This is a genomic window from Castellaniella sp. (assembly GCF_034674885.1).
Taxonomy (GTDB): Bacteria; Pseudomonadota; Gammaproteobacteria; order Burkholderiales; family Burkholderiaceae_B; genus Castellaniella.
Genome location: NZ_JAUCDS010000008.1, coordinates 1 through 16,896, shown reverse-complemented (window position 1 = coordinate 16,896; position 16,896 = coordinate 1). Strand labels below are relative to the sequence as shown.

Sequence of the window (16,896 nt, the reverse complement as noted above, 5' to 3'; positions counted from 1 at the left end):
AGGGGGGAATGATCATGACGTTACCGGTCCTGTTGCTCACTGTGGACGAGTCGCTCTACCGGCATTGGTCCGGCCTGGCGGACGTGGGCTGGGCGCCGGCCCGCGGCACCCGGCTGGCCGACCTGGCCCCCTGGGGCCGCCGGGGCGTGCTGGTCGTCATGGACGCCCGCCTGCTGCCCACCGCCGATTCATCGGTCCCGCCCATCCCCGCCGGCCTGCAGATCGTGGTGGCCAGCACGCATCCCGGCGACCCCGAAGGCCAGCGTGCGCTGGTGGCCGGCGCCGTCGGCTATGTGCATGCCTACATGCCGGTCCAGGGCCTGGACCGCGTCCTGCGGCACGTCATGGGGGGTGAAATCTGGGTCGGGAAAAGCATGCTGACCCGCATGCTCAGCCAGATCGGCCAGGCCGTGCCCGAACCCGACCAGGACTGGGCGCGCGACCTGACCGTGCGCGAACGCGACGTCGCCCGCTACGTGGCCCAGGGCCATTCGAACCAGTCCATCGCCGACAGCCTGGGCATTACCGAACGCACCGTGCGAGCCCACATTTCCGCCATTTTCGAAAAAATGGGCGTCACCGACCGCCTGATGCTGGCGCTGCGGGTACACGGGATCGACCAGCACGCCCCGCGCGGGGTGGATGTGTGATTTCACAGGGTGGTCGCGGCAGCCTGCGGCCGGCCATGGTCTCCGGCATCCGCCCAAAACCATATGTAGCTATTTTTTAGTTTTGTGTCAGCGCCTTGCAAATTCAACAGCCGTCGTAGGCGGTCCGTTACGAATTCAGGGTTACTACCTAATCGGGAATTTGTCTGTATTGTCGTTCCCGCCAATACAGTGCCCAGGATGGGCCTCTCTAGGATGGTCTTGTAGCTGACGCGCGAACGCGTCTTGTGTTCTCACGATCGGCTCAGAGCCTCTCGGGAGAACCATCATGGCTACTGATACCGTCCTGATCACCCAAATCACAGGCAAAGCCTGGATGCGTACTGCCGATGGTCAGCTCATTGCACTGCACCAGGGCATGCGCGTGCCCGTCGATGCGCACATCCTGACGGATGAAGGCGCCAGCGTCACCCTGCAGGCGACCGGCGTGCCGCCGGTGATCGTCGGCCAGAACACCGACATGCTGGTGTCCGATGATCTCGCTCAGGTCCAGCCGCTGGCAGTCGATCACGCCGTGACACCGCCGGTCGACAGCATCGCCGATCAAGTCCTGGCGGCGCTGGACGCCGGACAGGATCCATTCGGCGTGCTGGATCCGACGGCGGCCGTGCTGACGGGGGGCGGGGGTGGCGGCGCCAGTTTCACGCGGCTGGTCGCCATCACGGAAACCGTCACGCCGCTGGATCTGTCCTACCCGCGCCAGGGGCTGGAAACCCCGGAATTCGTCCTGCTGGGCGGGGCGCCCGACCTGGCCGCGAACGCTGCGCCTGAAGCGCCCACGCCTGCGGCGCCTACCCTGACGATCCCCGATGAAAACACGCATCCCGGTGGGGATGGCGAGGGTGGTCAGCTGCCGCCGGTCAACCTGCCCGGCACCATCAATCTGGTCGAAACGCAGACACTGGCCAGCGGCGATCCGGGCGTGGGGGGCTCCATTCTGTTTTCCGCCCCGGCCGGCCTGTCCGGCATCCATTTCACGTTCACCAATGAATCAGGCGTGCCGCAGACCCTGGACGTCACCCAGGCCATGCTGGATGCTCTGAATAATCCGGGCGCCAGCCCCATCGTGCTGGACACCCAGAAGGGTCTGTTGCACCTGGATGGCTACAACGCCGCAACCGGCGCCATCCATTACACCTATTGGTCCGATGGTCCTCAGGACCATACGGGGGCCCCGGCCGATCCGGCATTCGGTGGCGCGCCCGGCACCGACGACTACGTCATGGACGGCATCCAGATTGTCGTGACGGACGATCTGGGCCGGTCCACGACACCGCCGCAGACGCTGGGCATAGCGATCACCGATACCGTGCCCGACCCGCAGCCGGACGCCAACAGCGTCACCGAAGACACGGCGCTGTCGGCCGTCGGCAACGTGATCTCCGGCGCCGGCAGCAGCAACCCCGCAGCCGCTGCAGACCATGCCTACGACCAGCCCGCGCACGTTGTCGGCATCCAGTGGCAAGGCGACACCAGCGCGGCCAGCTGGCTGCCGGACGCGGCCGCCGATCACGCGGTCGATGTGGCCACGCCTGGCGCCACCACCACGATCCACGGCCAGTACGGCGACCTGGTGATCGATGCCCAGGGCAATTACACCTACACCCTGGCGGCCGAAGGCGATGCCTTGGGCCGTTATGCGGCCGTCCAGGCCCTGGGCGTGAATTCGCACCCCACCGAGACCTTTGCCTATCAGCTGAGCGACGAAGATGGCGATATCCGGTCCACCACACTGACGATCACCGTCAACGGCACCAATGACGTGCCGACTGTCACCTTCGACTGCAATGGCCGCGACCAGATGGCGGTGGTGTCCGAAGAAGGCCTGCTCATTGTCGGCGGCAATTACGACAACGGCATTCCGGGGCACGGCCTGAACCAGCCCAGCGGAGACTGGACCAACCAGACAACCGATGCTGGGCATTTCCAGATCGCCGATCCGGACACGGACCTGTCCGGCGTCACCGTGGCCTTTGGCATCCCGGGCACTACCGCGCTCAGCGTCGTGTGGAATCCCGCCTATGGCTCGGACCAGACGGTTCCGCTGACATCGCACGGGCAGCTCGTCCAGTGGGCGACCAGCGGCAGCCTGGCCACGCATGACTACACCCTGATCGGGACTGTCGCAGACGCGACCGTCCCGGGCGGCGTGCGCACCGTGCTGGAAGTCCATCTGGCCCAGGGATCCACACCCGGCGACTACAGCTATACCGTGGACCTGAAAGGCGCCATCGACCACCCGATCACGACGAACGCCGCCGAAGACGTCCTGAACCTGAACATCCCCCTGGTGGTGGATGATGGGCAGGGCGGTGTCACGCCCAGCCACATCACCGTGCGGGTGGAGGACGACAGCCCGTACATCCAGGATACCCAGGAACAGGGCACCGCCACGACGGAGCACATCCCGGACGTGTACGTCGGCACGGTCGATTTTTCCGGCGATTCGTCCGGCGCGTCGCTGAGTTTCGACAACGGCGCCATCCTGGTCACCGGGCAGGGATTCGAGTCCAGCACGGACCCGACCCTGACGGCCGCCACCGTCGTGCAGACCGGCGGTGGCCTGGGGGTCAGCAGCCCGGGCGAATCATATTTCCCCCTGCCGGGTGAAATCGACTATCGCAACTATCATGACCAGCCGGGCGCATCCGAAACCCTGACCGTCGCCCTGCAGGACGGCAAGGTCGCCTACAGCGCCCATGTGGAATTTTCCAAGATGTTCGGCGGCGAACTGGAATCCGGCGTCGTGGAATTCTGGCGGGGTGGGACCAAGGTCGGTGAACAGGCGTTCAATTCCGATGCTGCATCGGGGAATTACGCGGCGGATTTCAATGCCGACAGCTTTGGCGGGTTCGACACATTGGTGTTTCGCGCCACCAGTAATGGCAACACCAATTTTTCCGACAACAGCGATTTCGCTGTCCAAAGCATCACCTTTGGCGGATCGGAACTGCCGCATGCAATCGCCTACGGCACTGGCGACCTGTCGTACCAGTATGGCGCCGACGGCGCGGGCACAGTGCACTGGAATGCGCCGACGACTGCGGTTTACGTAAATGGCCAGGCGGTCACCGTGACCCCTGACAGCCATGGCACCACCCTGACCGGCATGGTCAATGGCGCACTGGCGTTCCAGCTGATCCTGACGCAGGCCACGGGGCAATGGGAATTTTATGAATACAAACCGCTGACCGATGCTTCGGGCGAGGCGCTGACTGGCCTGCCGTTTTCCTATACCGTGACTGACGCGGATGGGGACCCGTCCGTGGGCAACCTGCAGATCGGCCTGCCAGAAGCGCCGACGGTGGACGTGCCGGACACCAATGGCCAGATGGGCGGCGAACTGAGCGTGGTCGAACACGACGGCGCCGTTTCTGGTTCCTTTGCCATCGTGGCCCACGGCACGGGCCTGACCCTGGATATCCAGGAAACGGGCGCGCACCATACCGTTGACCTGGCCAGCCTGCAGGGTGGGACCGATCAGGTCATCAATCTGGACGATGGCAGCGTCATGACGCTGACCGGTTACACGCCCAGCGGATCGGGGGGCGGGACGGTCTCGTATTCCTACCAGTCCAACCAGGCGCGCGACCATTCGGCAGGTGACGACAGTGTGCTGGATCATCTCGTCATCACGGCGCACGATTCGCAAGGGACCGGCGCGGGCAATCTGGACATCCTGATCCAGGACACCCATCCCGACCTGGTTCCCATCACGCAGACCGTGGCGGTCGGCTCTGGCGGGGTCAATATCATGCTGGTGCTGGACCGGTCCGGCAGCATGGATGAGGACAGCAGCATCCCCGGCAAGACCCGGATGGAGGCCCTGAAGGAAGCCCTGGATCACCTGTTCGATGCCTATCAGGATTCCGGCCAGGATGTCCGCGTCATGGTGGTGGGGTTCTCGTCCCATGCATCTGTCCTGGGCGACCAAACCTGGATGACGCTGGCGGATGCCCGGACAGTCGTCCAGAACCTCAGCGCCGGCGGCAACACCAATTACGACGACGCCCTGGACAAGGCCGAAGATCATTGGATAGATTCCGGCAAGCTGACAGGTTCAAACGTCGACAACGTTGCCTACTTCTTCTCGGATGGCGAACCGAATGAGCCTTCGCACTCGGAGGGCATCAACAGCACGGAGCAATCGACCTGGGAAACTTTCCTGACCAGCCACAGCATCGATTCCTACGCCATCGGCCTGGGCGACGGCGCCCATGTCAGCAGTCTGCAGCCGATCGGCTACGACCCGGCGGCGGCCACGCATCCCGACGATCAGAACACCATTCGGGTCACGGATTACAGCCAGCTCAACAGCACGGTGCTGGATCTGGTCCATATCCCGGTCAGTGGCGACGTGACGGCAGGCGACACCCTGATCGGCGCCGATATCGCCGGGTCTTATATCGAATCGGTGACGGTGGATGGCCATACCTATGCCTACGCCCACGATGGCGGCGTCACCACCACGGCCCCAGCAGCCGACTGGTCCTTCGATACGAATACCGACAAACTGACCATCCATGCCACAGGGGGTACATTCATCTTTGATCTGCAGGGCACCGACCTGGGGCATTACAGCTATGTCGCCAGCCAGCTTGGCACGGAAGTCGTGCAGTACACCCTGCATGACGGCGACAACGATCAGCAGACGTCGACCATCACGTTCAATGCAGTGGCGGATGCTCCCGTCACCACGCAGACGGCCACCGCCACCATGTTGTCCATCGACCATGCCTCCAGCCCGGACAGTGCCCCGCACGGCACAGTGGCGGACCCGAGCGGCAAGGACGTGCTGGACGTCAGCCAGCTGCTGCAGGGGCATGGCGGCGACCTGACCCAGTACCTGAACATCCAGGGGGACAGCGCCAACCACACCACCACGGTCAACATCAGCACGACGGGAAATGTCGGTGCCGGCCACGACCAGCAGATCGTCATCGACAACGTGGACCTGACTGCCGGCGTCACGGATCAGACGACCTTGATCAACAATATGATCAGCGACGGCAAACTGAAGGTGGACCACAGCTGAAAACGCTGTGCAGCTTGAGCGTGATCCTGCGGCCCCTGCGGGGGCCGCAAGCCTTGGGTCATCCCTTAGTCAACTTCTCCCTCTATTGGCCGATCCGACAATAGGCGACATTTCCTTACATCGGTAGCATTCTTCCTCATGATTGCCGCTATGGCGCAGACAGCGTCCCGGCAGGCACCACCAAATTCACACATGGGGAATCCACAATGGCTACCGATACCGTCCTGATCACCCACGTCACTGGCAAAGCCTGGATGCGCAATGCCGATGGCCAGCTGATCGCGCTGCACGAGGGCATGCGCGTGCCCGTCGACGCTCACATCTTGACGGACGGGGGCGCCAGCGTCACCCTGCAGGCCACTGGCGTCCCCCCGGTCATCGTTGGCCAGAACACCGACATGCTGGTGTCCGACGACCTGGCTTCAGCCACGCCGCAGCCTGCGGAAAATGCCGTTGCTGCGCCGGCTGATCCCGTGGCCGACCAAGTGCTGGCGGCGTTGGATGCCGGGCAGGATCCGTTCGCTGTGCTGGATCCGACTGCTGCAGTGTTGACGGGCGGCGGTGGCGGCGGCGCCAGCTTCACGCGCCTGGCCAGCATCACTGAAACCGTGTCTCCGCTGGATCTGGCTTATCCGCGCCCGGGTTCGGAAACGCCGGAATTCGTGCTGCTGGGTGGGGCGGCGCCGGATGATACGGCTGCTGCTGCCGACACGACTCCCGCTGGCCCGACGATTGACATCCCGGATGGCAACGACAACCCCGGCGGCGATGGGCAGGATCCGACCCTGGTGCCGGGCACCTTCGACATCCTGGAAAACAATACCTACCTGTCGGCACCCCAGCCAGCGGTCGCGCTGTTCGCGGCGCCCGATCCCTCGGACAATATTCCGTCACATGGCGGTGCATCCGGAACATTTACCATTTCTGCCGCAGCCGGGCTGGGGGCTCTGCAATTCAGCTATGTGCCGGAATCCACGCCTGCCGCGCCTGAGGGCACTAATCCCGGTGGAGGTGGCTCGACGGCAACGCCCGAGCACACTTCGTTTTCAGAAGCAGATCTGCTTGGCGCCACGGTGGACCATCCTCTCGTGATCGACACGGACCGGGGGTTGCTGCACATCACGGGGTACAACTCTATCACCGGTGTCGTGCAGTACACCTATTGGTCCGATGGCGCCCAGGATCATGACAAGACGGCGGGTGACGGCACTTCGGTGTTCGACACCATCGATATCACCGTGGTGGACGGCCTGGGCCGCGCAGTTTCTTCATCCCTGGTGGCGAATATCCTGGACACCCAGCCGTTTGCCAGTCCTGACACCAATCAGGTGACGGAAGACACGAGCCCGGTTGCCGAGGGCAATGTGATCTCCGGCTTGAATGAAGCGGCTGGCGCCGCTGATTCGATTGGCGCCGATGTCACGGTTGTGGCGGGGGTGGCGACAGGCAATGCGGGCGATACCGCGCTGACTGCCGGAGTAGGGGAGATCATTCATGGCGCTTACGGCGATCTGGTCCTGAATGCTGATGGTTCCTATGTCTATACCTTGGTCAGTGATCCTGAGGATGCCCGGTACGATGCCGTGCAGGCCCTGGGACAGGGCAAAACGGCTGATGACGTGTTCAGCTACACGCTGAAGGACGCAGACGACGATACCGCGACCACGACCTTGACTGTCACGGTCAATGGCACGAACGATGCGCCGACGATCACGTTTGGTGGTGTCGATGGTGCTGATGCGAATGCAGCTGTGTCGGAAGAGGGGCTCAGGGCCGGGTTCCCGTTCCCGCTGCCGCCGCATGGCGCTGGCATTCCGGACGGCGCCGGTACCCCGGATACGACCGACAGCGCCAAGGATGGCGGCACCTTCACGGTCCATGATGTGGACGTGGGCGATGCGCTGACGGTGAAGCTGGGCAAGCCGTCGGAAGCCCTGACCTCGAACGAGCAGACCGTGCACTGGCTGGTATCCGCCGACGGGCAGACGCTGACCGGGCGAGTTGGCGGGAAGTTCGTCGGCGAGGACGTGATCAAGATCACGCTGCACGACAACGGCAATGGTTCCTATTCCTACGACGTGAAGCTGTTGGCGCCGCTCGATCATCCGATCCAGGGTATCGAGGATTCCCTGAACATTGGGGTGCCGATCCTGGTGTGGGATGGGCATGTCACGACCACGGGCAATCTGACCGTGAACATCCAGGACGACAGCCCGCTGGCCGTCAAGGACGATGGCGGCAAGGTTGTCGAGGATTCTCAGGGTCTGGCGGCGGTCCTGACGGGCAACGTGCTGTCCAACGACACTGGCTGGGGTGCGGATGGTCCGAAGGACGTCGTGCACGGCTTCCAGTGGAATGGCGGCAATGCGATCCAGGTGGATGTCGATGGCAATGCGGTGCCTGGTGGCGCCAGCCTGTCCGATTATGGTCACCTGACCTTGGGGCCCGCAGGCGGCTGGGTGTTCGTGCTGGACAGCGGCAAGGACGCGACCCAGGCATTGGCCCAGGGCGAGACGCGTAACTTTGCGATCACCTACACGCTGAAGGACAATGACGGCGATACATCCACGGCGACACTGACGATCACGGTCAAGGGCACCAACGACGCGCCCACGCTCACCTTTGGCCAGGATGGCGGTCGAGTGGTCGTTTCCGAGGAAGGCCTGACGGCGGCCGGCGGCAATTACGACGACGGTATCGCTGGCTATGGAAACAATGTTCCCAGCGGCGACCAGACCGACGCGCTTGCCGCGTCGGGCTCGTTCACCGTCGCGGATGTAGATACGGCGGTATCGACTGCTTCAGTGTCCTTGGGGGATGGAACCGGTGTAACGGCAACCCAGGATGTGGGGGGGGCAGCGCAAGCATTGACCTCACATGGGCAGGACATCCAGTGGGACCCCAACCCCAGTGGTCATGTGTTGAACGGCTATGTGATGATTGATGGTGTTCGCCAGGACATCATCGAGATTAAGCTGGTTCCGGAGATGACGGGTGGTCAGCCTAACGGACAGTACACGTACGAGGTAACTCTGAAGGGCGCCATTGATCATCCGATCACAGCTAATGCGGCCGAAGACGTGCTGAACCTGCACATTCCGTTGACGGTGGACGATCATCAGCCGGGTGGCGTGACGCATTCTTCCATCACGGTGCGCGTCGAGGACGACAGCCCCAATATCGGTACACCTGATGCCCAAGGTTCCGTGAGTACGGATGGCATTCCGGACGTCTATGTCGGGACCGTGGATTTCGCGGGGAATGCCTCCGGCAATGAGCTGAGCTTCAATGGCGGCGCCATCCTCGTCACGGCCAAGGGGTTCACCTCGGATGCGGATTCCACCTTGATCGACGCGGGCGTTCAACAGTCCGGCAATGGCCTGGGTGTGATCAGCGCGGGTGAGCCCTATCACGTCCTGCCCGGCGAGGTCGATTTTCGGAACTTCGAGGACGGCCAGAATGCTTCCGAAACCCTGACCGTCGCCCTGCAGGACGGCAAGGTCGCCTACAGCGCCCATGTGGAATTCTCCGTTATGTTCGGCGGCGAACTCGAATCAGGCGTTGTCGAATTCTGGCGGGGCGGCGTCAGGGTTGGTCAGCAGGCCTTCGATTCCAACGCCGGGTCTGGCAACTATGCGGCGGATTTCAATGCCGACAGCTTCGGTGGTTTCGACACGCTGGTGTTCCGGGCGACCAGCAATGGTAATACCAACTTCGACGATAACAGTGATTTCGCTGTCAAGAGCATCACTTTCGGCGGTTCCGAGTTGCCGCGGGCGCTGGCGTATGGCACGGGCGAGTTCGACTACCAGTACGGTGCTGATGGCGCGGGCGGCGCCCACTGGAATCTGCCTGCGGACGGCAGCATCCGGGCGGATGGCCAGCTCGTCGCCGTTACGATGAGCGGCAACGGCACGGTGATGACCGGCATGGTTGGCGACCAGCTGGCCTTCCAGTTGATCCTGTCCCCCGCGACTGGCAAATGGGAATTCTTTGAGTACAAGTCCTTGACCAACGAGAGTGGCCAGCACTTGACCTCGCTACCGCTTTCCTACACCGTGACGGATGCCGATGGCGATCCGTCGGTCGGGCGGATCACCATCAGCCTGCCTGAACTCAATCACGCGCCCACCATCACCGATGGCGCGACAGCTGTTTCCGAAGAGGGTCTGCTGCCCTATGGGCTGCAGGACGATCTGCCGGATGCAGCCAGGGATACGACCGATAAGACAGTCAGGACCGGTACACTGGCCATCACCGACCAGGATAGCGGCGACACGCATACGGTCACTCTGGTGAAGCCGGCGGACGATGCGTTGGCTTCCCAGGGCAAGCCGGTCGTCTGGGCTTTGTCGGATAGCGATCACACCTTGATCGGTACGGTGGATGGCGTTCCTGTGGTCACCGTGACGATCACAGATGCCGGTGCCTACACCGTCACGCTGTCGGGCCAGATCGATCACCCCGATCAAGGGACCCCGGGGCATGGTGTGGAAGATGTGCTGTCCCTGGGCATCGGCGTGCAGGTCTCCGATAATCATGGCGGCAGCAATAGTGGCACCTTGACGATCAATATCGAAGATGACAGTCCCGAATTCGGCCAGGTCACCGATGTCACGCTGACCAACGGCGTGGGTGACGAGTCCGGTGTGCTGATCTTCCATACGGGCGCGGATGTCAATGGCGCATCACTGGACATCACCAAAATCGATGGCTTGCCCCAAGGCTACGAGGCGCGGATCAGCGATGATGGAAAGACGGCGGATATTTTTGCTTCCGGCCATTCGGGTACGCCGCTGTATACCGTTACGCTGAATGGCAGCGGCACTTACTCAGTTGATCAGCATTACGTGCTGGCAGGAAAAGACACTCTGCCTCCGGTCGGAGGCTACCCACTCTCCAACTCGCCGACGGATCATTATCAGTGGGGGGATGACGTACAGGTGCGTGCGTTGAGTGGCGGTGATCTGAATGCAAGTACCGCGAATGGATTCGGGATTGATAACGGCGGGCAATTCCAGTCGGGCGAACAGTTCCAGATCGTCTTCAAAGAGCCAGTATCCGACTTCAGCTTGTCGGTAAAGAAGGTATGGGATGGCGGCTCCGTCAAAGTCGATCTGTATAACGACGGCGAGTTTGTCAAGACGCTCTATCTTCCTGTCGATCAGAATCACTCGACCATCGCTGTCACAAGCGAGCAGTTGGGCGGGCTGGCGTTTGATCAGGTGGATGTGACGGGCCAGGGAAATATCAAGGTCGGGTTTGATGGTGATCTTCAATACACCTCGGCGCATGTCGTTGCGCCTGACTTCACAGTCCACGTCACTGGCAAGGATGGTGACGGCGATTCTGTGACGACTTCGTTCGATGTCACAACCAAGGCCAACACGCCGCCCGAGTTCCTCAGCGGCGCCGACACGGCCGATACGCCGCCGAACAGCGACGCCTACGCCTTCACGGCTGCGGATCCGCATGACGGCTCGTCAGCCGTGGGCGAGGTGCAGGCGCACGACGTTGATGGCGATACCCTGAGCTACCAGATCACTGGCGGCAACGGAGACGGCGCCTACAGCATCGATGCCGCGACTGGGGAAATCCAGGTCGACGGTTCGAAGGTCGGTGACCTGTTTGGCAAGGAGCAGACCGACACGTTGACGGTGCAGGTCGCCGACGGCAAGGGCGGTACGGACACCGCGACGGTGGACATCCACCTGGTCGGCGACAAGCTGGTGACCGGCACCAATGACCAGAACGTTCTGGCCGGAAATGTCGGCAACGACATCCTGCTGGGCGATCCGGGCGGGGCCGACGTCACGGTGCGGCCGGGCCAGAACTACAACATCGCGCTGGTGGTGGATACGTCCGGCTCGATGGCCGAGGACTCTGGCCAGACCAAGGAGGTCTGGGTGGAGAGCAAAGAGTGGAAATGGACGGGGTTCTTGCAAGGGCATTGGGTTGATACCAGCCATTTTGAAACCCAGGCAATGTCTCGTATGGAGCTCGTCCAGGAAGCGCTGAAGAACCTGGCGACCCAGCTTGCAGGTCACGACGGCAAGGTGAATGTAGCCTTGATCGGGTTTGGCGAGAGTGCGACGGACGTCACGCCGAAGCATGGGCAGTCGGGCTATGTGTTCAATGATCTTGATGCCACAAAATTGGCGACCCTGATCGACAAAATCGACGATCTGGTGGCTGATGGTGCGACCAACTACGAAGATGCCTTCAAGCAGACGGGGGACTGGTTCCAGTCGCTGCCGTCCGATGCCAGCTACAAGGACTTGACGTTCTTCCTGACAGACGGGAATCCCACGACGCATATTGGTGAAGGCGGTGGCAGCTATACCAACTATGGCGATGTAGCCAACGCTCTGGACGACTATCAGCGGGTTGCCGGTTACGGTGAGGTCCATGCGATCGGAATCGGCGCGGGTGTCAATGAGAACATCCTGCAGTTTTTCGATAATACGGATGTCACCAACCCGCAGTGGGTTCAGCTCCAGGATGGCAGCTGGGTCCATGCCGACGCCGGCCAAGTCGACATCGTCAACGATGCCGACGGCCTGAATGCCGCTTTGCAGGGCGGCGGGCCGGACAGCATCGATCCCTTGCCTGTCAGCAATGACACCCTGTCGGGCGGCGACGGCAACGATATTCTGTTCGGCGACGTCATCAACACCGATGGTCTGACCTGGGCAGGGCGTCCGGATAATCTGCCGGACGGCTCGGGCCTGGCTGCGCTGAAGGCGTTCCTGAAGGTTGACCTGGGTCACGATGCCTCGAACCAGGACATCTACGACTACATCAAGGGCCATTCCGATCAGTTCAACGTTGCGGGCGATGTCCGGGGCGGGAATGACACTCTGGATGGCGGCGCCGGGAATGACACCCTCTACGGCCAGGGCGGTAACGATACCCTGATCGGCGGGGCCGGCAACGATACGCTGTATGGCGGGGCTGGCGACGACGTCTTCGTCTGGAAGCTTGGTGACCAGGCTGCAGCCGGCCAGCCCGCGGCCGTGGATCACGTGATGGACTTTGGCGTGGATGCCGCCGGCGCCAATGGCAAAGACCTCTTGGATCTCAGCGACTTGCTTAAGGGCCATGTCGACGGTGCCACGCCGGGCGACCATGGCGATCTGACGCAGTATTTGAACGTCAGCGGTGATGGCCACAAGACCTTCATCGATGTGAAGGTCAATGCGGACGGAACGGCAGCCGATCATGTGACTCAGCAGATCGTCATCGACAACGTGGACCTGACGGTCGGTCATGGCGGTGATCAGGCAGCCCTCATCAACAGTCTGATCAACGATGGCAAGCTGAAGGTCGATCCCAGCTAAGCGGTACTCTACGCAGGCCCCGCGCCCGCGCTCCCGGTGTTTCCGGGGCGCGGGCGTTCCCCTTTGAATGTCGGCAGCACAACTCATCCAGTTGCGTTGATAGTGCCCGCTACGGGTTACCACCTACCTCAAATTCTCCTTTATTGGCCGACCCGCCAATAGGCAGCATTTTTTTACATCGGTAGCATCTTCCCTATGATGGCCGCCATGGCGTTTGGATGCGCCCTGGCAGGCATGACCGAATTCCACCTCTGGGGAACCCCACCATGGCTACCGATACCGTCCTGATCACTCACGTCACTGGCAAGGCCTGGATGCGCAATGCCGATGGGCAACTGATCGCGCTGCACGAAGGCATGCGCGTGCCCGTCGATGCCCACATCCTGACGGACGGCGGCGCCAGCGTGACCCTGCAGGCTACCGGCGTGCCGCCGGTCATCGTCGGCCAGAACACCGACATGCTGGTGTCCGACGACTTGGCCGCTGCCCAGCCGCAACCGGCCGACAACGCCGTGACCCCGCCCGCTGATCCCGTGGCCGATCAGGTCCTGGCCGCGCTGGATGCCGGGCAAGACCCGTTCGCAGTCCTGGATCCGACCGCCGCCGTCCTGACCGGAGGCGGTGGCGGCGGCGCCAGCTTCACGCGCTTGTCCAGCATCGTGGAGACGGTGACCCCGTTGGCTCTGGCTTACCCGCGTCCGGGTCTGGAAACGCCGGAATTCGTGCAGTTGGGTGGGGCGGCGCCAGCGCCGGATGGCACTGTGGCGCCGCTGCCGGCCGGGCCGACCATTGATATTCCGGATACGAATGATCAGCCGGGTGGGGATGGTCAACCACCTGTGGCTGTTCCTGGTAATTTCAGTATCGTGGAATCGGATACAGGGGTTGGGATCGAAGGCACGTTCAATTTCACGGCAGCAGGTGGGCTGCAGTCATTGGTATTCGATTTTGCCGGAGAAACCGGCACGCCGGGTGGCGCAGCCGCTCCGGCTGGCGCCAGTCAGTCTGTCACCCTGGCCCAGTTGCTGGCTTCATCCGGGACTCCGATCGAAATTGACACCGACCGCGGGTTGCTGGTGATCACTGGCTATAACCCGGCTACAGGCGAAGTCTCTTATCGCTATACCTCCGACGGGGCGCAGGACCATCGGCAAGGCGACGGCGAGTCGGTGCTCGACTCCATCGGCATCACCGTGGTCGATGACCAGGGAAGGACCGCCTCGTCGGATCTGGTGGCGAACATTACGGACACGGTGCCGGTAGCCAATCCGGATGTCAATGCGATCGGAGAGGACGGCAGTTCGGTAACTGGCAATGTGCTGGGGGCTGCCGGGGCGTCCGCCGGCGATGTGGCTGACACGCAGGGCGCCGATGGCGCCAAGGTGACCGGTGTCCAGGAACCCGGCGCGGCGGGCAGTTCGGCGGTGGCCGACAGCGGCGCGACGGTGTTCCATGGCCAGTATGGCGACCTGACGATTGATGCGCAGGGCCAGTACACCTATACGCTGGCCGCTGAAGGCGACCCGCGCTACCTGGCGCTGCAGGGCCTGGCCGAGGGCCAGCAGGTCGATGAAGTCTTCAAGTACACGCTGACCGATGGCGACAATGACCAGTCCTCGGCTGACCTGACGATCACGGTGACCGGGGCCGACGATGGCGTGACGGTAGTGGTGCCGCCGACGGAGACGGGCAATCCGGTGCATGGCACGACGACGGATAACACGGTCTTTGAAAGCGGGCTGGCCAGCGGCAGCGCACCCAATGCGGCGGACCTGGCGGCCGCCGGGTCGTTCACGGTGAAGGCGCTCGACGGACTGCATGTCAGCGAAGCGGTGACGCTGGGCTACACGGATGCGGGCGGCAACCCGGCCACGCTGGTGCTGAGCAAGGCGGCGCTGGAGGCGCTGAGTGCGACGCATCAGACGGTGACGACGCAGTACGGCACGATGGAACTCACCGGCTACAGCCAGGCGGCCGATGGCACGATCACGGTGACCTACAGCTACACGCTGGTCAATGCGCCGACGGTGGATGGCGCCTCGACGACCGATGGCTTCACGGTGATGGCCAAGGATGTGGATGGGGATGTGAACCCGACGCAGGATCTGAACATCCGGATCGTGGATGATGCGCCGGTGGCTGCCGACGATGCCAATGCGATTGGCGAGAGCGGCACTTCGGTGACGGGCAACGTGTTGGGCGCCACAGGCGCGACGGCGGGGGATGCCCTCGATACGCAAGGCGCCGATGGCGCCAAGGTGACGGGCGTTCAAGAGCCGAGCGCGGCGGGCAGTTCGGCGGTGGCCGACAGCGGCGCGACGGTGTTCCATGGCCAGTATGGCGACCTGACGATTGATGCGCAGGGCCAGTACACCTATACGCTGGCCGCTGAAGGCGACCCGCGCTACCTGGCGCTGCAGGGCCTGGCCGAGGGCCAGCAGGTCGATGAAGTCTTCAAGTACACGCTGACCGATGGCGACAATGACCAGTCCTCGGCTGACCTGACGATCACGGTGACCGGGGCCGACGATGGCGTGACGGTAGTGGTGCCGCCGACGGAGACGGGCAATCCGGTGCATGGCACGACGACGGATAACACGGTCTTTGAAAGCGGGCTGGCCAGCGGCAGCGCACCCAATGCGGCGGACCTGGCGGCCGCCGGGTCGTTCACGGTGAAGGCGCTCGACGGACTGCATGTCAGCGAAGCGGTGACGCTGGGCTACACGGATGCGGGCGGCAACCCGGCCACGCTGGTGCTGAGCAAGGCGGCGCTGGAGGCGCTGAGTGCGACGCATCAGACGGTGACGACGCAGTACGGCACGATGGAACTCACCGGCTACAGCCAGGCGGCCGATGGCACGATCACGGTGACCTACAGCTACACGCTGGTTAATGCGCCGGCAGTGGATGGTGCCTCGACGACCGATGGCTTCACTGTGGTGGCCAAGGATGTGGACGGGGATGTGAACCCGACGCAGGATCTGAACATCCGGATCGTGGACGATGCGCCGCAGGCCGCCGACGATGCCAATGCAATTGGCGAGGACGGCACCTCGGTGACGGGTAATGTGCTTGGTATCACCGGTGCGACGGCTGGTGACCATGTAGATACGCAAGGTGCAGACGGCGCGCGAGTGTCGGAAATCGCATCCGATTCCAGTATGGATCATGCTTCTGTGCCATTCGGTGGCAGCGTGAGCATCAAGGGAGCTTATGGGGATTTGACCATCTACTCAGATGGCCACTATACGTACACCTTGGCGACCATGGAAGATTCTCGCTATTCGGCATTGCAGGCGCTGGGCGAGGGTGACCATCCTAAGGATGTCTTCACCTACAGCCTAGTCGATGGCGATGGGGATAATGCTCCGGCAAAGCTGGAAATTACAGTTAATGGCGCTGCTGACACGGCGGGTGTGAGCTTTGATGCGGGGGCCGGCCCGGATGCGGGCAAGGTGTATGAGGCGGGCCTGCCTGCGGGTACGGGCGAGATGGCCGATGGCGACTCGACCAACAATAGCGATGGCCGCGAGGCGACGACGGGCACGATCACGGTGACTGCCACCGATGGGGTGGCCAGCGTGACGCTGGGTACCGATACCTATAGCCTGGCCGATCTGAACGGCAAGACGGTGGATACCGGCAAGGGCGTGTTGGAGGTGACGGGCCACACGGTGTCTGCCGATGGCAAGTCGGTGGAGATCACCTACAGCTACACGCTGTCTGGGGCGCAGACGCACCCCGATGCCAATGGCAACAACACGGTTGGCGACAGCGTTGTGGTGGGGGTGACGGGCAAGGGTGGCAGCACGGACAGCGGCACCTTGCAGGTGACGATTGTGGACGATGTGCC

At 62.8% G+C, this 16,896-nt stretch carries 4 protein-coding genes; all 4 read left to right on the top strand.

From position 1 onward, the window contains the following. The first annotated feature begins 14 nt into the window (after positions 1-14). Positions 15-650, top strand: a complete 636-nt coding sequence (locus VDP74_RS06580; RefSeq protein ID WP_322998837.1) for a response regulator transcription factor — start codon at positions 15-17, stop codon at positions 648-650. 286 nt (positions 651-936) lie between these two features. Beyond that, entirely contained in the window at positions 937-5,703 is a 4,767-nt protein-coding gene (locus VDP74_RS06575) for a retention module-containing protein (protein WP_322998836.1), read from the top strand. Positions 5,704-5,909: 206 nt separating this feature from the next. Next, on the top strand, positions 5,910-13,043 hold the full coding sequence (locus tag VDP74_RS06570) for a retention module-containing protein (protein ID WP_322998835.1): 7,134 nt from the start codon (positions 5,910-5,912) through the stop codon (positions 13,041-13,043). Between the two features lie 266 nt (positions 13,044-13,309). Then, on the top strand, positions 13,310-16,896 hold a 3,587-nt coding region (locus VDP74_RS06565), incomplete at its 3' end, for a retention module-containing protein (RefSeq protein WP_322998834.1).